Raw genomic sequence first — 19,321 nt, forward strand, 5'->3', positions numbered from 1 at the left:
TCAGCCGCGCAGACGGCGGGCGCGCAGGCGCACGAGCAGCACCAGGATCAGCGCGAGCGCCGCGGCGAGGCCGAGCACCCACGGCCGCTCCAGCCAGGCCCAGACCACGGCCATCCCGACGGTGCCGTAGATGCAGCCCCAGATCAGGGTGCCCAGCAGCATCGCGGGGATCCACCGCGTCAGGGGCATGCGGGTGATGCCGGTGGTCAGGATGACGGCGGTCTGGAAGCCGACCGTCACGAAGCAGACCGGCACGGCCAGCGCTCCCCACCGATTCACGAAGGCCGCGGCCCGGCGGTACAGGGGCGTGCGCAGCGCCGCGCGGACCCGGTGCACGCGCCGTCCTCCGGCGGCCGCACCCCGGCCGAGGGCGTACACGATGCTGGTGCGCAGGATCCCGACGGCCCAGAAGAAGAGGATGGCCAGCCCCCAGTGCAGCCCTTCGATCCACTCCTGCATGCGCTCCACCTTAGCCCAGCCTGACCTGACTCGACGCCGAATCGACGGTTTTGCCGACGCTGCGTCAGCAAGAAATTCCGGGGAATCCGTCCGTCGGGGTGGCGCCCCGCCCGGGATTAGGATATGTTTTCATTACCAAATAGCCGGGAGGCACCTGCGGGGACGGTCAGCTGGGAAGCTCGCCGGATGAAGCGCAGGCGGCAGCCTCCATGTGAGTGAAGACCTTCTTCCTGTGTGTGATGCAGAATGGCCCCGGGGTTCGCCCCGGGGCCATTCGTCTGCCCGGCCCCCTCTCCCGCCCACCGCGCCGGCATCGAACGGGAGCCGCTCCGACGCCGGGCGGCGTCGGGGCGGCAGATCAGCGGATCGCGGGCCGGTGGGTCAGCGGGTCAGGCTGGAGAATCCCTCGGCCAGCTTCCAGGACAGCGCGGTGCGCAGCTCCCCGGCCAGCAGGCCCGCACCGTAGCGGTCCAGCCCTCGGCGGCGCATCACCCGGGCCGCCCGATCCAGCCACTGCACCGCGGCGCGCAGGTCCAGGAGGCGCCCGACCTCGGACTGCACGGACTTCGCCTCCTCGCGGGCCTCCCCGGCGTCCTCGCGCTGCTTCTTGCGGATCAGGTCCGCCTCGTCCAGGGATTCGATGACGTAGCGCAGGCCCTTGGCCGCCTTGCGGACCTCGTGCAGGCTCTCCGCGGCTTCCTCGGGCTCGGCCTCCTCCACGGCGCGGCGGGCCGGCTCGATGCGCTTGCGGTAGCGCTCATCCAGGGTCTCCATCATGTGGGTCCCCAGCTTCTTGGCAGAGAGGTCCTCCGCCCACCCGCACAGCTGCGGGCGGCGCACCAGGGACTCCAGGGCGGCCAGCACGTCGCGGTAGCCCTCGGAGTCCAGGACCGCGTACCCGCCGCGCAGAGCGGCCTCCCGGTCCTCCTCGAGCAGCTGGCTCAGCTGGCGGCGGGCCTTGCGGGTCAGCTCCGCCCACTGCTCCGCGCGCATCAGCACCTCCCCGACGACCTCCAGGTCCCGGGCCGCGCCCAGCGCCTCGCCGGCCTCCTTCAGCCCCTGCGAGACGGTCTCGTCGAACTCCGGGTCCAGGCCGCCGCGCAGGGCCCGCAGGATCGAGCGCATGGTGCGCAGGCGGATGCGCATCTGGTGCACCGAGTCCTCCACGCCCGCGCGCACCGCGACGTCGAGGATCCGCAGATCCGCGAGCACCGGGCCGGCCAGCTCCGCCACGAGCCGCTGGCCGCCGGTGAGCTGCTGCTCCTCCGGCTCCGACTCCGACGGCTCCGGAGCGGAGGCGATCCCCGCCTTCTCGTCGAAGGCCGCGTCCTGACCGAGCGCGCGGGCGATCTTGGCGACCGCGGTGGACCTGCTCGCTCCGGCCTCCTTCAGGATCTTGCGCACCCGCTTGAAGATCTTCTCCTGGCGCTTCTCCGAGAGCTCGGGATCGGTCAGCTCGACCTCCCACTCCCGCCAGGTGCGCTCCTGCCCGGTGCGGTGATCCACGGAGCGCACGACGTCGTCGGCGAACTCGGCCACCTCCCGCCCGTCCTCGTCCAGCACCGCGGTGCGGGTGCGGCGGGTGGCCAGGTGCGCGATCGGCTCCAGCTTCCGGCCCAGGGTCAGGGCGCTGACCAGGTCCCGGGCCGCTGCGGGCATGCTCGTGCGGTCCTTGAGCAGCGGCACGTGGATCTCGTGGCGGCGCCCGTCCAGGGTGAACTTGACGTGCCAGCCCTCGTCCGGGCCACCCCGGCGACGGCGCAGCACGGTGCTCGCGGCGGCGAGATCCCGCGCGGCGGTGTCGTAGTAGGTCGCGTCCAGCTCGTCCACCGCGGTGGTTCCCGGGCGCAGCCGCTTCAGGGCGGACCAGTCCGGGTGCGCCTCGGCGGGTGCTTCGTACTTGCGTTCGATCTCCACGTGCGAGGTGCTCATGGCTGAGGGCTCAACTCCTGGGGTCTCAGGCGCGGCGACGGGTCAGCACATCGTCCAGGTCCAGGGCGCCGCGGCCCTTGGCCTCGGCCTCGGCGAGGCTGCGGGTGGTGCTGCGCGGGGCGGCGGGCTGGCTCAGCGGCGCCGGAGCGGGCCGCTGAGCCTCAGGGGCGTCCATGTAGGTCGGCCGCGGCACCGCGACCGGCTCCCAGGTGGCATCGCGAGGCACGAAGTCCCCGTGGCCGGCGGCGACGCGGCGGGCCTGCTCCCGCAGCATCTCCCGCTGCGCGCGGGCGTCCTCGGCGGACGAGGCCGCGGCGCCGGAGGGCGTCGGACCGGAAGCGGTCTCCCGGGTCGCCTCGGCGGGCGCGGCGCTTCGGGCCTCACCGGACTGCAGGTCGAAGGGCTCGGCCGCGGTACGCGCGGACGGACGCGAGGCCCCGGCGTCGGAGGCGGTGCCGGTCGGCAGATCCTCGACCTCGCGCACCGGGCGGGTGCGCACGGTGGTCCTGGTCCGCTCGGTCAGCGCGAGCCAGCGCAACCCCGCCAGGCACCCGATGCCGAGGATCAGCAGGAACGCCGGCAGCGGCCAGGTCAGGGCGGTGAACGGCGCGAGGACCAGGCCGATCAGGCCGAGGGCCAGGCAGGCCAGGGCACCCAGGGCGACCCCGACGCGCCCGCGGCGCAGCCCGGAGCCGGTCGCGGGGGCGGAGGAGGCGGCGGAACGGGTCCGCCGCGGCACGGTGACGCCGTCGCGACGGGGCTGCTCGGCCTCGTCGGCCTCAGGCGTGAGCACGGCGCCTTCTGGGGCGGGGGGCGGGGTACTGATCATGTCGTTCCTTTGACGCAGTAGCACGGGGTCCCGGGGGAAGGCGGGGTCCGGTCTCTCCTCGAGCACGTCCCGGGCGAGCACCTGCGCGACGACGTCGGGACGCCGTCGGCGGTCGAAGCCGTAGGCCCACTTCAGGAGCAGGGCGACGGCCAGGACCAGCAGCACGCCGGAGGCGGAGAACACGGAGGATGACACATCCGGGAGTCTACCGCCTGCGGCGCGCGGTTTCGCGCTCGTCCACAGCAGTCGCTCCCGGAGAGGACGAGGGCCGCCGTCGGCGTGCGACGGCGGCCCTGAGCCTTCAATCCTGGGGCAGCTCGGCCACGAAGTCCTTGAGCCAGGAGCGCAGCCCGGGCCCGAGGTCCTCGCGCTCGGAGGCGAGGATGACGTTGGCCTTGAGGTAGGAGAGCTTGTCTCCGGTGTCGAAGCGGCGGCCCTTGAACACGACGCCGTACATCCCGGCGCCCTCCCCCTCGGCCTGGCCGAGGGTCTGCATCGCGTCGGTCAGCTGGATCTCCCCGCCGCGCCCGGGAGGGGTCTGCTCCAGGACCTCGAAGATCCGCGGGTGCAGCACGTAGCGGCCGATCACCGCGAGGTTGGACGGCGCCTCCTCCGGGGAGGGCTTCTCCACCAGGCCGGTGACCCGCACGTACTCCTCACCCTCTACGGGCTCCACGGCGGCCGCACCGTAGGCGCTGATCTGCTCGCGGGGGACCTCCATGAGGGCGACGACGCTGCCGCCGGTCTTCTGCTGGGCCGCGATCATCCGCGTCAGCAGATCCTCCTTCTCATCGATGAGGTCATCGCCGAGCAGCACGGCGAAGGGGTGATCGCCCACGTGGGTCTTGGCCCGCAGCACCGCGTGGCCCAGGCCCTTGGGGTCCCCCTGGCGCAGGTAGTGCAGCTCGCCCAGGGCGGTGGCCTGCTGAACGGAGGCCAGCAGGTCGTCCTTGCCGGACTCCTTCAGGGAGGCCTCCAGGTCCGGGACGCGGTCGAAGTGGTCCTCCAGGGCGCGCTTGGAGCGCCCGGTGATCATGAGGATGTCGTCCAGCCCAGCGGAGACCGCCTCCTGCACGACGTACTGGATGGCCGGACGATCCACGACCGGCAGCATCTCCTTGGGGCTGGCCTTGGTGGCCGGCAGGAATCGCGTGCCCAGACCGGCCGCCGGGATGACGGCCTTGGTCACGGGCTTCGGTGAAGTATTTTCGGTCATATCGTTACCTTAGCCGAGTCCACCCGCGCGAACCCGTGGATGACCTGGGCGCCCGGCCAGCATCCGCTGTGCCTGCCCGCCCCCGTTCCGGTTCCGCTCCCGGACCGGCCCCGACCGAGGATGGAGGACCCGATGGCACCGAGCGGCCCCGAGGCGCAGCTGGCCCGGGCCAAGCAGGACCTGCGCGCGGAGCTGGTGCGCCGGCGTCGGCGGCGCGGAGCCGGTCCGGATGCCGCGGTGCGACGCCGAGAGCTGGGCCTGCGCTGGGCCGAACACCTGGAGGCGCTGCTGCGCCGCCTGCCCGACGGGGCGCTGATCGCGGCGTATCTGCCCACCGACACCGAGCCTCCCCTGCTGCCCGCCCTGGCGGGCGCCCACGCGGCCGGGCACCGGGTGATCGCCCCGGTGAGCCTGCCGGGACGGCGCCTGGACTGGGTGCGGTGGGAGCCGCAGACGCCGGTGCGCACCTCGGCGTTCGGGGTGGCCGAGCCGGTGGGGCAGCGGCTCGGCCCGGAGGCCTTCGCGGCGGCCGACGTGCGCCTGATCCCCGCCCTGGCCGTGGATGGGCGGGGCGTGCGCCTGGGTTGGGGCGGGGGCTTCTACGACGCGGCCCTGGCCGCCGCCCGGGCCCGCGATGCGCAGGCCCTGGAGATCGGCGTCGTGTTCCACGACGAGCTGCTGCCGGCCGGGGCCGTGCCCGCGGGGCCGCACGACGTCGCGGTGCCGCTGGTGTGCACCGAGCGCGGCCTGCTGCGCCGCACGGATCGCGGGTGGGTGCCGGCGGACTAGAATCGTGCGCGGCCACCGCGCCGTGTCACCGCTGATCGCCTCGTCAGGAGTCCCGTTCCCGTGCCCGTCTACGCCTACGAATGCAAGAGCTGCCACCACGCCTTCGACATCCGCCAGTCCTTCGATGACGAGGCCCTGACCCGGTGCCCCGCCTGCGGTGAGCAGACCCTGCGCAAGAAGTTCGGCACCGTCGGGGTCACCTTCCGCGGCAGCGGCTTCTACAGCACCGACTCCCGCGGCTCCTCCTCGTCCTCCGGCTCCTCGCAGGACTGACCGGGCCGCCGGACCTGGGGACCGGGAGGCAGCACCCCGTTCCCGCTCCACAGCCGCCCCGTGTCCCCGCGCCCGCGACGCCGGATCGGCGGGCCCGGTGGGCCAGGCTGGGGGCATGTCACCGCTGAGTCTGCCGCGCCGAACCTCCTCCCGCGCCCGGGTCGTGCCCTGGGGCATCCGCTGGCGCTCCCGCATCACCCGCCGGGCCCGCACCCTCGGGGTGCTCCTGCTGATCGCCGGGGCGCTGAGCACCCTGCTGCTGCCGCGCGGCCCCGCAGCCGAGGGCGGTGCGCAGGTGCTGGTGGCCGCCGGGGATCGGCCGGTGGGGCACGTGCTCACCGCCGAGGACCTGCGGATCGTGGACGCCGCCGGGGGCTTCGCCGAGTCCGCGGATGCCCCGGATGCGCGGGGCCTGCGGGAGGAGCTGGAGGGCGCCGCACTCGCCGTGCCGGTGCGCTCCGGCCAGCAGCTGGCCTCCGGGATGGTGCTCGGTCCCGATCTGGCCGAGCACCTGCCCGAGGATCTGGTGGCGACGTCGGTGCGGGCCAGAGATCCCCAGGCCCTGTCCCTGCTGCGCGTCGGCGGTCCCGTCACGGTCATCGGCGCGAGCGCCGAGGGCGCCGGAGTGGAGGTCTCGGGAACGCTTCTGTGGGCTCCGCGCGGCGCGGCCGAATCAGCCGGCGGGCTCGGCGGCGGCGAGGACCCGGCATCGCGACTCGCGCTCGTGGCCGTCACCCCGCAGGATGCCCGGCGCCTGGCCGGGCTCAGCGGCGAGGCCACGGTGGTCATGGGTGCCGCGGACGAGCCGAGTCCGGAAGCCCCGGAGACCTCCGCCGAGGCGCCCTGAGCGCGCGCCGTCCAAGACCGAGACGACGGAGCACCGGCCCGAGGGGCACCGGAAAGCAGAGAGACGCCGCGGCGCCCTGCCCGTCGGGCGTCGCAGGGGTCACCCCCGGGGAAGGCGCTTCAGCCCCAGTGCGGCGGGCGCTGCTCGCGCAGCCACCGCCCCCGGGCGTCCTCCGAGCCCTCCCGATTCTCCCCCGACACGCCGGTCCCCCGGCTCGAACCCGCCTCGGTCTGCCGGGCCGAGAACCCGGCCAGGCGCTGCGGCTCCCCCTGGCTCACGGTGGTGCCGCCGGTGGCCCGGCGCGGACCCCGATGCCGGATCCGGCGGGGCCCGCGGGGGTCACTCATCGTCCTGCTCCCCGTCGTCGACCGCCGGCTCCAGGCCGAGCAGGCCGAGGATCCGATCGGCCACCCGCTGGGGATCGGCGAACACGTCCACGGCCCAGACGGGTGCGGGATTCCAGCCGGTGGACTCCATCCGCTCCGGGCGCAGCCGGGAGCGCTCCCGCACGGACAGCGCCGCGTAGTCCCGGGTGCCGTCCGAGATCAGCCCGACCGGGAAGCGCAGGTCCTCGGCCCGCAGGCCGCCGCGGGTGCCCTGCCCCGCGGTGCGCTGGCGGGGGCTGGGCACCGCCCCAGCGGAGAGGGACTCCCGCCCGGAGGTCGCGACGGCGTCGACCTCCTCCCCCGGGCTCACGCGCACCTGCGCCCCGCCGACCCGCAGACGCCGGGCCAGATCCGCCAGCAGCCAGTCCGCGGCCTGCTCCTCCTCCCGCGGATCCACCACGGACAGGAACGCGCTGGAGGAGGCGGCCGGGCCCTCCTCCGGGCGTCCTTGCGTCTCGCGGGCCCGCTCGGCCTCCTCCTCGCGGCGACGGCGCACCCGCCGCATCAGCTCGAGGAGATCGGGCATGCCCCCGCGCAGCGCCGAGGCCTCCAGGCGCTCGACGTCGAAGGAGGTGACGATCCGGGTGTGGAAGCGGGCCGCGGTCACGGCCATGACGAAGCGCTGGGGCCCGTGCTCCTGGGCCAGCTGCCCGAAGTGCTCGGGTCGGGATCCGGCCTCCGGAGCCACCCCGAGGCTGAAGATCACCCGGTCCCGGCGCAGCCCGGCGGCCCGGGCCAGGTCCAGCACCCGGAAGGGCTCGCGCCCGGGCCGGAAGAACCCGGCCAGCTCCGGGTGGCGGCCCAGGCCGTAGCGGACCCCCTCGGCGATGCGCGCGGCGTGCCGGGGGCTGGCGGTGATCACCGCGAGGGACTGGCGCGGGTTGCGGGCGGCGTGGTCGAAGACCATCTCCACCACGGCGCGCACCTCCGCGGCCGGGGAGTCGATCAGCGGGGCCCCGAGCCGGTCATCGGCCCGGTCCGGGTGCACCACGTCCACCCGCAGGGACCGGACGGGACCCACCAGCTCCTCGCCGTAGGGCAGGGCCCGCAGGGCGCCGTCGTAGCGGGTCTCGTTCAGGTGCTCCAGCAGCGCGGGGTCCCGGCAGTCCTGCACCCGGGTCAGGGTGCGCTGCGGGAGGATCCGGGAGAGCACCTCCAACGCGGATTCCACGGGCTGATCCGTGGGCTCCTGCTCCGCACCCAGGGTCGGGGAGACGACGAAGGGCTGCGGGTACCCGGCGTGCACGTCGCCGAAGGCGATCACCTGCTCGGTGCGCGCCAGAGCCGCCAGGCAGGCGCCCAGCGGGGTGGACTCGGCATCCAGGATCACCACGGCGTCCACCGCGGCCTCCGGCGGCAGGGTCCTCCCGACGGCGAAGGGACTGGCGCACCACACGGGCTTGAGCCCCGCCAGCACCTCCGGGGTGCGCTGCAGGTAGGTGCCCAGCGGGGCCGGGGCGCCCTTGAGCAGGCGGCGCAGCTCCCGGGCCTGCACGGGGCGCCGGTTGATCCGGCGCTGCCAGCCGCGGGCGATGCCGTGGCGCACCCGCGCCGGCCCGGAGGCCACGTGCGCCAGGTCCGCGCGGCGGAAGGCGGACTCCCAGGCCGCCAGCCGCTCGCCGGTGACCAGGGCCGTGTCCGGGTGGTCGAGCATGATCTCGAAGGCGGACTGCCACCAGGCCAGCTCCAGCTCGTCCGCGACGCGCCGGCCCGGGACCTCGCGCCGCTCCAGGTCGGCCAGCAGCTCCTGCAGCCCCTTGCCGCGCAGGACCGCCAGCAGCCGCTCCCGCTCGGGCAGGGTGTCCAGCAGAAAGCGGTCCCCGGCCATCTCCTCCAGCACGCCGACCAGCTGCTCCACGGGCAGCTCGGGGTAGTCCCGGCGAGCGGGGCTGTCCTCCATGACGATCTCCAGGCCCGCCAGCTCCTCGCCCAGGTGGCGCTGGGTCGCGACGAGCCCGTCCAGCTCCTCCGGCACGCTGACCTGGCGATCGTCGACGGCGTCGGCGCGCCACTGCTCGCGCTGCTCCTGGACCTTCACCAGCGCCCGGTGCAGGTCCGCGATGTGCACCTGGGCCAGGATGTGCTCCTTGGCGGCCCGGCGCAGCCGGGAGCGCTGCATCGCGGACATGTCGATGCCGCGTTCCCGCCGCCACCCGGCCGAGGCCGTGGCCGCGATGAGGTCCGTGACGGGCTCGGCGAAGACCTCCGGGCGGAAGCGGGTCAGGGACTCCCGGATGCCCTGCAGCAGCTGCAGCTGCTCCTCCCACCGGCGCAGGCTGGCGCCCGGGCGCAGGCCGACGGACTCGAAGGCGGCCGCCACGGCCCGGGAGTGATCCCGCGTGGTCTGCAGCAGGTGGCGCACCAGGGCCCGGGCCTGCTGGGTGTCCTCGGCGCTGACCAGGCGAGCCCCGTACCAGGGGGCCTTGCGGGTGGCCGGGGAGAAGGCCCGCAGCTCCGCGGCCCGCTCCAGCTGGGCCACCGTCTCCCGGCGGTCCACGGTCGCATCCAGGACGGCGCGGGTGAAGCGCACGCGCGTGGCCGGGGCCGGATCCTTGGCGGTCAGCGCCGCGAGGGTCTGCATGGCCTGATACGGGGTGATGTCCCAGCGCTCCTCGCGCCGGTGCAGGGAGCGGACATGGCGGCGCAGGTTCTCCCGGGTGCGCACCAGCTTCTCCCGGTGCTCCTCCAGGCGCGGCGCCTCGCTGCGCTCCACCTCCACGAGGGTGCGCACCAGGTCCGCGCTCAGCTGCTCCGGCTCGACCTGCGCCTCCAGCTCCAGCAGGTGCTGCCCCAACCCCAGCTCCCGGAGGCGGGCGACGGCGCTGGCGAGGCTCTCGCGCCGCTCGGCCAGGACCAGCACGGAGCGGCCCTGTTCGGTGAGGGCGGCCACGGTGTTCACGGCCGCGCGCAGGGCCCCGGTGCCGGCGGGGGCGGTCACCGCGAGGGACTCCCCGGCCCGGGCCAGCTGCAGGATCTCGGAGACGTCGTCGTCGGCGTCCTCGACCAGCACCTCCTCGGCCGGGTCCAGCTCATCCGGGTCGACGACGCGGTGGCGCAGGGCCCGGGGCTGACGCGGGGCGTCCACCTGGGCGCGGTTGAGATCGGACAGCTCCCGCAGCAGCCCCGAGGCCCCCCGCTCGGGCAGGGGCCCGACCGTGTCGGAGAGATCCGCGAAGGTGGAGACCACGGTGGTCGCCTCCACGTGCATTCCGGGCACCCCGGCGGCCACGGCGCGCAGCGCCTCGAAGACCGGCTCCGGGGTCAGGCGGGAGCCGGAGGTGGCCTTGGCGGGCAGGCCCGCGGCCTCCAGGTCCACGCCGTGGGCCCGGCGCAGCACGCGCACCAGGGCGGGATTCAGCCGGGCGCCGCCGCTGATGCGCAGGTCGAAGTCCTCGCCGTCGGGGTGCGGGGTGATGCTCACCGGGGCCAGCACAACGGGGGCGATGTGCCGGCGCTGGGCGCCGGTGCGGGCATCCCGGGTGATCCAGGAGGCGGTGCCGGCGGCGAGGAATCCCACGGAGAGCCCGTGCTGGGCGTCCAGCTCGACGGTCTTGGCGCGGATCGCCTGGGCCGAGCGCATGCCGGCGGACAGGGCCGTGCGCTCGCGCAGGATGGTGGACAGACGCGTGCGGCGCCCGGCCAGCAGCTGGGCGTAGCCGGAGGGGTTGGAGGTCGTGAAGTCGATGTGGACGTTGTCCACCAGGTTGAAGTCCAGCAGCGCATCCGGGCCGGTGTAGGCGTCCACCTGCCGCAGCCACGGGTCCAGGATCAGGCGGTCGTCCTCGGCCGCGGCCGACGACGACGCGGGCTCGGTCTCTGCGTCCTCCGCGGCGTCCTGCCCGGGGGCGGACGTCGGCTCCGGGGCCGATGCCGCCTCGACGTCGGGTCTCTGCTCGGTCCCCTCCCCGGCGACGTCGGTCTCCGGGGCCTGCGGGGCCGGGCGGGCGTCGGCGGCCCGGTCCGGTGCCTCGGCGGTGGCCGGGGGCGCGCCCCACGGCAGGGGGTGGCCCGCGGGGGTGGTCTCCGGCTCCCGGGCGGATGCGGCGTCTCCGGTGGCTGGCGGCTGGGTCACGGTGCCTCGGTCTCCCGTCGGTGGATGGGGCGGTGCTCGCGGGCGCGTGGGCGTCCGCACACCGATTCTAGGCGCTGGGCCCGCGGGTGCGCGCGGTGGGCGCGGTGGGCGCGGAAACGCGCACGGGCCCCGGGGCCGCCGTCGAAGGCGGCCTCGGGGCCCGCACCGTCCGAGCCTGGCCGCAGGCTCATTCCCACTCGATGGTTCCCGGGGGCTTGGAGGTCACATCCAGCACCACCCGGTTGACCTCCTCGACCTCGTTGGTGATCCGGTTGGAGATCCGCGCCAGCAGGTCGTAGGGCAGGCGCGACCAGTCCGCGGTCATCGCGTCCTCGGAGGAGACCGGGCGCAGCACGATCGGGTGACCGTAGGTGCGCCCGTCGCCCTGCACCCCCACCGAGCGGACCTGGGAGAGCAGGACCACCGGCATCTGCCAGACCTCCTCGTCCAGCCCGGCCCGGGTCAGCTCGGCGCGCGCGATCGCGTCCGCGGCGCGCAGGATCCGCAGGTTCTCCCGGGTGACCTCCCCGATCACCCGGATCCCCAGGCCCGGGCCCGGGAAGGGCTGGCGGGCCACGATCTTCTCCGGCACGCCCAGCTGCCGCCCGATCGCGCGCACCTCGTCCTTGAACAGGGTGCGCAGCGGCTCCACGAGCTCGAACTGCAGGTCCTCCGGCAGCCCGCCCACGTTGTGGTGGGACTTGATGTTCGCAGCACCCTCGCCGCCGCCGGATTCGACGACGTCGGGGTACAGGGTGCCCTGGACGAGGAAGCGGATGTCCTCGGCCGGGCCCTCGATCTCGGCGACCAGCTTGCGCTGGGCGTCCTCGAAGGAGCGGATGAACTCCCGGCCGATCGTCTTGCGCTTGGTCTCCGGGTCGGTGACCCCCTCCAGGGCGGAGAGGAAGCGCTCGGACTCGTCGATGGTCACCACGCGGATGCCCATGGTCTCGGCGTAGTCCTGCTCGACCTGCTCCCGCTCGCCCTCGCGCAGCAGGCCGTGGTCGATGAAGAAGCAGGTCAGCTGGTCCCCGACCGCCCGGTGCACCAGGGCCGCGGCCACGGAGGAGTCCACCCCGCCGGACAGCGCGCAGATGACCTTCGCGTCCCCGACCTGGGCGCGGATGCGCTCCACCTGCTCCTCGATGACGTTGCCGGTGGTCCAGGTGGGCTCCAGCCCGGCCACCTCGAACAGGAAGCTCTCCAGGACCTGCTGGCCGTAGTCGGAGTGCCGCACCTCCGGGTGCCACTGCACCCCGGCCAGGCGCCGGTCCGCATCCACGAACGCGGCCACGGGGGCCCCGTCGGTGGTGGCCAGGACCTCGAAGCCTGCGGGGGCCTCGGTCACGGAGTCGCCGTGGCTCATCCACACGTTCTGGGTCACCGGGGTGCCGGCCAGGAAGGAGGCGCCGCCGCTGAGCGTGGCCTGGGTGGCCCCGTACTCGCGCAGCCCGGTGCGCGCGACCGTCCCGCCCAGCGCCCGGGCCATGACCTGGAAGCCGTAGCAGATGCCGAACACCGGCACGCCGGCCTCGAACAGGGCCGGGTCCCCCGCGGGGGCCTCGGGGGCGTAGACGCTGGCGGGCCCGCCGGAGAGGATGATCGCCGCGGGGTTCTTCGCGAGCATGTCCTGCGCGGACATCGTGTGCGGCACGATCTCCGAGTAGACGCGGGCATCGCGCACGCGGCGGGCGATCAGCTGGGCGTACTGGGCGCCGTAGTCCACGACGAGGACCGGGCGGTCCTCCAGATCACCGGCGGCTGGGGTCTCGGTGGGGGTCACACTCGTCCCTTCGGAAGGTCTTCGGGGTCTGCTTCCGACCCGGGCGGGCGCACGCGTGCGGCCGCGGGGTCGGCTCCGATCCCCCAGTCTAGGACACCCCGCCCGTGGGCCGGGGCGGGCTCGCGCGGCGGCGTCGCGGGCGGTGTCCGAGACGGATGAGCGGCGGGCGGGTCAGTAGCGGCGAGTCGCCTGCGGGTTCTCCCGCAGCTGCGCCAGGGTCTCCCGGTGGATGCGCCGCTCCACGATGAAGGACAGGAACGGCACGACCCCGCCCAGGGCCATCACGATCAGCTGGGGCAGCGGCCAGCGCATCAGCAGCCACACCCGGAAGCAGGCCAGCAGGTAAACGACGTAGAACCAGCCGTGCACGATGAGCACCCCGGTGGAGACGTTCACTCCGCCGGTGAGGTTCCCGGTCTCCCGGTTCAGCCAACCCAGGGCCACGTGCTCCCCGGTCTGGGCGTTCTGCGCGGAGGCCAGCAGATCGTAGCCGAAGCCGTAGCGGGTGATCATCTCCGCCACCAGCAGCAGCAGGAAGGTCCCGGAGATCCACGCGCAGTACTTGTAGAAGGTCAGGGCCCCGCGGATCTGGGCCTCGGTGCCGCCGAACTTGCGTCGGCCCACCCGCAGGTTCGCGGCCTGCTCGGGGCTGGCGCCGGGCGGCAGCGGCACGGTCTTGCCGTCGGTGCGCTCCACCGGGCGGGGCGCCTCGGCGGGCTGGGACGGGTCGGCGGGATGCTGGGTCATTCGGTCACCTCGTGGGGTCGGGGGACGCGGCGGCGTCGTCGAAGTAGTAGTACTGGCCGGCCTCGGCATCGTAGTAGAAGTACCGGCCGGTGGACTGCTCGTAGTAGATCCGGCCCTCCTCCCCCGCGGCCGGCGCGGGGTCGAAGAACTCCTCGGGATGCTGCCGACGCCGGTGGGAGTCCGCGAGCATCCGCCACCACAGGAACAGGGCGAAGCCGGCGAAGACCACCCATTCCGCGGCGTAGAAGATGTTGAGCCAGTTCAGGGAATCGCTGGTGTACTGCTGGGCGCGGATCGGCACCAGACCCTCATCCGGGGCGGACAGCCGGGCCGCATCCGTGAGGTGGTCCGCGCCGTCCAGGGGCAGCGACTGCCCGGCCGGCACCTCCGCATCCGCGGTCACCGGCGCCGCGTACAGGGGGGCCTGCCAGGTGTTGGTCAGCTCGGCCGTGGCCGCGCTGCCCAGGATCCGCGGGTCCCGGGAGCCTTCCGAGGAGACCGGCCCCTCGTTGGCCACCAGCCGCCCGATGACGGTCAGCTCCCCGTCCGGCTCGGCCGGGATCCGCGCGGGGTCCGCCTCGGTGGTGAAGCCGCGGGCGACGGCGACCGAGAAGGTCCCCTGCGCCCGATCCGGCTGCTCATCGGGGATGAAGCGGGACACCACCCAGTAGCCGTGCTCCCCGTCCTTGACCCGGGAGCCCACCAGCACGGAGGATCCGTGCTCGTAGTGCCCGCTGGTGCGCACCATGGCGTCCGCCTCGGAGGCGAGCACCGGCTGCAGCGGGGCGGCCACGGAGGCCAGCGGGACCACGGCCTCCTTGGCGGGGTCCGCGGAGACCTCGTGGGCCGAGGCCGAGCCGAGCTGCCACCGGCTGAGCAGCATGAACCCGGTCGCGAAGACCAGGGCCAGCAGCAGCCCCGCCAGCCAGCGGGGCGTCAGAGCGAGTTTCAGCACCCCACCACCCTATCCCGCCGTCGGCGAGCCCGCCCCTGAGCCCAGCGCCCGCGGGGCCCGTGAGACCCGGGCGCGCCATCCGCTTGCCACGCCGGGAGCGTGGTGGCAGGATGACGCTTCGTGAACGCACCCGCGGGCCCTGCACCACTGCATCCGTCGGCTCCCGCCGACTCCTCCTCCGCACCCTTCGACACCGTCTCCCTGGAGCTGCCCCACGGTCACCCCGGACCGGTGCTGCCGCTGGTCATCGCCGCCCTCGGCGTCGTCTTCGGGGACATCGGCACCTCCCCGCTCTACGCCGTGCAGACGGTGTTCACCCTGCACGACCGGTTCATCGCCCCCACCGAGGAGGACGTACTCGGCGTCGTCTCGATGCTGCTGTGGTGCCTGTTCCTCATCGTCACCCTGGCCTACATCACCTTCATCATGAAGGCCGACAACCAGGGCGAAGGGGGCATCCTGTCCCTGGCGGCCCTGATCCGGCGCAAGCTCGGCCTGCGCTCCCGACGCGCCGGCGCCGCGCTGGTGCTGGCGATCATCGGCGCCGCCCTGTTCTACGGCGATTCGCTGATCACCCCCGCGGTGTCCGTGCTCTCGGCCGTGGAGGGCCTCAGCGTCGCGGACCCGGGGCTGGAGGAGGCCGTGGTGCCGATCGCGCTGGTGATCCTCACCGTGCTGTTCCTCGTCCAGCGCTGGGGCACCGGGACCATCGGGAAGGCCTTCGGGCCGGTCATGGTCGCGTGGTTCGCGGTGCTGATCCTGCTCGGCCTGCCCCACCTCGTGCAGAACCCCGCGATCCTGCGGGCGCTGTCCCCCACCTACGCGCTGTCCTTCGCCGCGGACCGCCCGATCGTCGCCTTCGTGGCGCTGGGCGCGGTGGTCCTGGCGGTGACCGGCGTGGAGGCGCTGTACGCGGACATGGGCCACTTCGGGCGCCGGCCGATCCTGCTGGGCTGGCTGTGCCTGGTGCTGCCGGGCCTGGCGATCAACTACCTCGGGCAGGGGGCGCTGATCCTCTCCGACCCGGCGGCCATCGCCAACCCCTTCTACCTGCTGGCGCCTTCCTGGGCGCAGCTGCCGCTGGTGGTCCTGGCCACCTGCGCGACCGTCATCGCCTCCCAGGCGGTGATCTCCGGGGCCTTCTCCGTGTCCCGGCAGGCCACGCGCCTCTCGCTGCTGCCGCGGCTGAAGGTCGTGCAGACCTCCCGGGAGCAGGGCGGGCAGATCTACATGCCCACCGTGAACTTCCTGCTGTTCCTCGGGGTCCTGGCCCTGGTGCTGATCTTCCGCTCCTCCTCCTCGCTGGCCGCCGCCTACGGGCTGTCCGTGACCGGCACCCTGCTGCTGGAGTTCTCGCTGTTCCTGCTGCTGGCCCAGGCCGTGTGGGGCTGGTCCTGGCCGCGGCTGATCGCGCTGGGCGCGGTGATCGGCGGGCTGGAGCTGCTGCTGTTCGGGGCCAACGTGCTCAAGGTCCTCTCCGGCGGGTGGCTGCCGCTGCTGATCGCCTCGATCGCCGCGACCCTGATGCTCACCTGGCGGCGCGGCTCGCGGATCATGTTCGGCCGGCGCGCCGAGATGGAGGGGCCGATCGAGCAGTTCGTCGCCTATGTCAAGGAGCACCGCGTGCCCCGGGTGCCCGGAGTGGCCGTGTATCCCCACGGGGATCCCAGCACGGCGCCGCTGGCCCTGCACTCCAACGTGCAGTTCAACCACGTGCTGCACGAGCACGTGGTGATCATGACGATGAAGAACATCGGGGTCCCGCACGTGCGCCACGAGGACCGGCTGGTGGTCACGGAGCTGGGCGATCCCGGGGACGGCATCGTGCACGTGCTGTGCCGGGTCGGGTTCAACGACTCCCAGGACCTCCCGGACGCCCTGCGCCTGGCCGTGGGCCGCGCCCCGGAACTGGAGTTCGACCCGCGGGAGGCCACCTACATGCTCTCCGTGTTCCGCATCGAGCGGGGCCAGGACCGCTGCATGCCGCGCTGGCAGAAGGCCGTGTTCCGGCTGCTGGAGAAGTTCTCCGCCAACAAGACCCAGGTCTTCCACCTGCCCCCGGACTCCACCACGGTCATGGGCGCGCAGGCCGAGCTGTAGACGCCGCCCGGTCCGGCGCCGGCGTCCCAGCTCCGGCGCGCCGACGTCGACGGCCCCGCACCCGTCCCGCCCTCGGGCGGTCGGGATGCGGGGCCGTCGCAGCGGGGTCGCTCAGTAGCGCTGGCGGTGGGTCAGCACGACGTCGGAGCGCTGGAACTCCTTCAGATCCGAGTACCCGGTGGTGGCCATCGCCCGGCGCACCGCGCCCATGAGGTTCGAGGTGCCGTCCACGTGGTGGCTGGGCCCGTAGAGGACCTCCTGCAGGGAGCCGACCTGCTCCATCGGGGTGCGGGTCCCGCGCGGGAACTCCGGGTGGTGGGCCTCCGGACCCCAGTGGTACCCGCGCCCGGGGGCCTCCGCGGCCCGGGCCAGGGGCGCGCCGATCATCACGGCGTCAGCCCCCATGGCCATGGCCTTGACCATGTCCCCGGACAGGCCCATCCCGCCGTCGGCGATCACGTGCACGTACCGGCCGCCGGACTCATCCAGGTAGTCCGAGCGCGCCTGGGCGGCGTCGGAGATGGCCGAAGCCATCGCGGCGTGGATGCCCAGGGCGCGGCGGGTGGTGCTGGCCGCTCCCCCGCCGAAGCCCACCAGGACCCCGGCCGCACCGGTGCGCATCAGGTGCAGGGCCGGGGCGTAGCCGGCGGCCCCGCCCACGATCACCGGGACGTCCAGCTCGTAGATGAAGCGCTTGAGGTCCAGGGGCTCCTGATTCTGGGACACGTGCTCCGCGGAGACGGTGGTCCCACGGATCACGAACAGGTCCACCCCGGCCTTCACCACGGTCTCGTAGTGCTCCTGGGTGCGCTGCGGGGTCAGGGCCCCCGCCACCACGACCCCGGCCTCGCGGATCTGGGCCAGGCGGGCGGTGATCAACTCCGGCTTGATCGGCTCGGCGTAGATCTTCTGCATCCGGGAGGTCACCCGCGGCATGTCGTCCCGGGGCAGCAGGGAGATCTCCTCCAGGTACGGCTCCGGGTCCTCGTAGCGGGTCCACAGCCCCTCCAGGTTCAGCACCCCGAGCCCGCCCAGGCGCCCCAGGGCGATGGCCGTCTCCGGGGACATCACGGAGTCCATGGGCGCCCCGAGGATCGGGGTCGGGAAGGAGAAGGCATCGATCTGCCAGTCCGTGCTCACGTCCCGGGGATCGCGGGTGCGCCGGGAGGGGACCAGGGCGACGTCGTCCAGGGAGTAGGTGCGGCGGGCGCGCTTCCAGCGCCCGATCTCGATGTCGTTCACGGGTGTTCTCGTCCTTTCGGGCTCCGACGCCGGGCGCGGCACACCACCCGGGAAGGGGCGTGAGTGGGCCGGGTCGGAGCGGGCCTCAGCGGCGGTAGTTGGGGGCCTCGACGGTCATCATGATGTCGTGCGGGTGGGACTCCTTCAGCCCCGCCGGGGTGATGCGCACGAAGCGGCCCTTGTGCTTGAGCTCGTCGATGTCGTGGGAGCCGACGTAGAACATGGTCTGGCGCAAGCCCCCCTCCAGCTGGTGCAGCACCGCGGCCAGCGGCCCGCGGTAGGCCACCTGCCCCTCGATGCCCTCCGGGATCAGCTTGTCCTCGCCCTTCACATCCGCCTGGAAGTAGCGGTCCTTGGAGTAGGAGACGTTCTTGCCGCGGGTCTGCATGGCCCCCAGCGACCCCATGCCGCGGTAGGCCTTGAACTGCTTGCCGTTGACGAAGATCAGGTCCCCGGGGGACTCGTCGCACCCGGCGAGCATGGACCCGAGCATCACGGAGTCCGCCCCGGCCACCAGGGCCTTGCCGATCTCCCCGGAGTGCTGCAGCCCGCCGTCGGCGATCAGCGGGACGCCTGCGGGGATGGTGGCCTTGGCGGATTCGTTGATCGCGGTGATCTGGGGGACGCCGACGCCGGCGATGATGCGGGTGGTGCAGATCGAGCCCGGCCCCACCCCGACCTTCACGGCGTCGGCCCCGGCGTCGACGATGGCCTGGGCGCCCTCGCGGGTGGCGGCCTGCCCGCCGATGATGTCCACGTGGTCCGCGGCCGAGTCCTTCTTCAGCCGCGCGATCATGTCCAGCACGCCCTGGGAATGGCCGTTGGCGGTGTCGATGAACAGCGCGTCCACCCCGGCCTCGATCAGAGCCATGGCCCGGTCGTAGCCGTCGCCGAAGAAGCCGACGGCCGCGCCCACGCGCAGGCGGTCCTCCTCGTCCTTGGTGGCGTGGGGGTACTGCTCGGTCTTGGTGAAGTCCTTGACGGTGATCAGCCCGGTGAGCTTCCCGGCGTCGTCCACCAGCGGCAGCTTCTCGATCTTGTGGGAGGACAGCAGGGCGAAGGCCTCGTCCTTGCTCATCCCCTCGTGCCCGGTGACCAGCGGCATCGGGGTCATCACCTCGCGCACGGTGCGCACGGGGAACTCGGATTCCGGCAGGTAGCGGGTGTCCCGGTTGGTGATGATCCCGACCAGCGTGCCGTCCTCGTCCACGACGGGCAGCCCGGAGACCTTGTAGTGCCCGCACAGCTGGTCCAGCTCCTCGAGGGTGGCCTCGGGGCCGACGGTCACCGGCTTGGTGATCATCCCGGATTCGCTGCGCTTGACCCGATCCACGTGCTCGGCCTGGTCCTGGATGGACAGGTTGCGGTGGATCACGCCCATCCCGCCGAGGCGGGCCATGGCGATGGCCATGCGGGAGTCCGTGACGGTGTCCATGGCCGCGGAGATGATGGGGGTTTTCAGGGTGATGCGCCGGGACAGGCGGGTGCGGGTGTCCGCCTCCGAGGGGATCACGCTGGTGTTGCCGGGCAGCAGCAGGACGTCGTCGTAGGTCAGGCCGGTCAGGCCGAACGGGTCCTCGGACAGTGCGGTGGGCTGGGTCACGGGTGGTGAGCCTTTCGCTGGGCGCGGGCCGCGTCCGGGCGGGCCGAGGGGCCCGACGGCGCCCGGACGGGCACTGTGGTGTCGGTAG

General features: G+C 73.6%; 15 protein-coding genes. 4 read left to right on the forward strand and 11 right to left on the reverse strand.

Annotation, left to right across the window (positions count from 1 at the left end; genetic code table 11):
* From I6G21_RS00995 to galU, 4 genes are all read right to left on the reverse strand, one after another.
* Positions 1-459: an SNARE-associated domain-containing protein gene (locus tag I6G21_RS00995; RefSeq protein ID WP_129357376.1), complete on the reverse strand. Its 459-nt coding sequence runs from the start codon at positions 457-459 to the stop codon at positions 1-3.
* A gap of 381 nt (positions 460-840) precedes the next feature.
* Positions 841-2,391, reverse strand: a complete 1,551-nt coding sequence (locus I6G21_RS01000) for a CYTH and CHAD domain-containing protein (RefSeq protein ID WP_129357375.1) — start codon at positions 2,389-2,391, stop codon at positions 841-843.
* Between the two features lie 25 nt (positions 2,392-2,416).
* A complete protein-coding gene (locus tag I6G21_RS01005) occupies positions 2,417-3,415 on the reverse strand; it encodes a hypothetical protein (protein ID WP_129357374.1) in 999 nt (332 codons plus the stop codon).
* Positions 3,416-3,521: 106 nt separating this feature from the next.
* A complete protein-coding gene (gene galU / locus I6G21_RS01010; protein WP_058730850.1) occupies positions 3,522-4,436 on the reverse strand; it encodes a UTP--glucose-1-phosphate uridylyltransferase GalU in 915 nt (304 codons plus the stop codon).
* Between the two features lie 132 nt (positions 4,437-4,568).
* On the opposite strand from galU, the gene I6G21_RS01015 reads away from it, so the two are divergent.
* The 3 genes from I6G21_RS01015 (at position 4,569) to I6G21_RS01025 (ending at position 6,345) form a co-directional block, all read left to right on the forward strand.
* On the forward strand, positions 4,569-5,225 hold the full coding sequence (locus I6G21_RS01015) for a 5-formyltetrahydrofolate cyclo-ligase (protein WP_165869953.1): 657 nt from the start codon (positions 4,569-4,571) through the stop codon (positions 5,223-5,225).
* Positions 5,226-5,285: 60 nt separating this feature from the next.
* Positions 5,286-5,498: an FmdB family zinc ribbon protein gene (locus I6G21_RS01020; RefSeq protein WP_058730852.1), complete on the forward strand. Its 213-nt coding sequence runs from the start codon at positions 5,286-5,288 to the stop codon at positions 5,496-5,498.
* Positions 5,499-5,613: 115 nt separating this feature from the next.
* The gene (locus I6G21_RS01025; RefSeq protein ID WP_129357372.1) at positions 5,614-6,345 is read left to right on the forward strand and encodes a CpaB family protein; all 732 of its coding nucleotides are present in this window, start codon (positions 5,614-5,616) and stop codon (positions 6,343-6,345) included.
* A gap of 119 nt (positions 6,346-6,464) precedes the next feature.
* Here I6G21_RS01025 and I6G21_RS01030 read toward each other — a convergent pair whose 3' ends face one another.
* From I6G21_RS01030 to I6G21_RS01050, 5 genes are all read right to left on the reverse strand, one after another.
* On the reverse strand, positions 6,465-6,692 hold the full coding sequence (locus I6G21_RS01030) for a hypothetical protein (RefSeq protein WP_055684528.1): 228 nt from the start codon (positions 6,690-6,692) through the stop codon (positions 6,465-6,467).
* The gene (locus I6G21_RS01035) at positions 6,685-10,803 is read right to left on the reverse strand and encodes a DUF4011 domain-containing protein (protein WP_165869952.1); all 4,119 of its coding nucleotides are present in this window, start codon (positions 10,801-10,803) and stop codon (positions 6,685-6,687) included. Before I6G21_RS01035 ends, I6G21_RS01030 begins: the two co-directional genes overlap by 8 nt.
* A 187-nt stretch (positions 10,804-10,990) precedes the next feature.
* Entirely contained in the window at positions 10,991-12,586 is a 1,596-nt protein-coding gene (gene guaA, locus I6G21_RS01040) for a glutamine-hydrolyzing GMP synthase (protein WP_174520381.1), read from the reverse strand.
* Positions 12,587-12,757: 171 nt separating this feature from the next.
* Positions 12,758-13,333: a DUF3817 domain-containing protein gene (locus tag I6G21_RS01045; RefSeq protein WP_055684530.1), complete on the reverse strand. Its 576-nt coding sequence runs from the start codon at positions 13,331-13,333 to the stop codon at positions 12,758-12,760.
* Positions 13,334-13,337: 4 nt separating this feature from the next.
* A complete protein-coding gene (locus tag I6G21_RS01050; RefSeq protein WP_058730499.1) occupies positions 13,338-14,288 on the reverse strand; it encodes an SURF1 family cytochrome oxidase biogenesis protein in 951 nt (316 codons plus the stop codon).
* Positions 14,289-14,408: 120 nt separating this feature from the next.
* Between I6G21_RS01050 and I6G21_RS01055 the strand changes: the two genes are divergently transcribed.
* Positions 14,409-16,388, forward strand: coding sequence for a potassium transporter Kup (locus tag I6G21_RS01055; protein ID WP_224799841.1), 1,980 nt, complete (start codon positions 14,409-14,411; stop codon positions 16,386-16,388).
* Between the two features lie 111 nt (positions 16,389-16,499).
* On the opposite strand, the gene I6G21_RS01060 is transcribed toward I6G21_RS01055, so the two are convergent.
* Together I6G21_RS01060 and guaB are read right to left on the reverse strand one after the other, a co-directional pair.
* The gene (locus I6G21_RS01060) at positions 16,500-17,630 is read right to left on the reverse strand and encodes a GuaB3 family IMP dehydrogenase-related protein (RefSeq protein ID WP_055684532.1); all 1,131 of its coding nucleotides are present in this window, start codon (positions 17,628-17,630) and stop codon (positions 16,500-16,502) included.
* A gap of 85 nt (positions 17,631-17,715) precedes the next feature.
* Positions 17,716-19,233, reverse strand: a complete 1,518-nt coding sequence (gene guaB / locus I6G21_RS01065) for an IMP dehydrogenase (protein ID WP_129357371.1) — start codon at positions 19,231-19,233, stop codon at positions 17,716-17,718.
* Between the last annotated feature and the right edge of the window lie 88 nt (positions 19,234-19,321).

Source organism: Rothia kristinae (assembly GCF_016028855.1).
GTDB classification, from domain to species: Bacteria; Actinomycetota; Actinomycetes; order Actinomycetales; family Micrococcaceae; genus Rothia; species Rothia kristinae.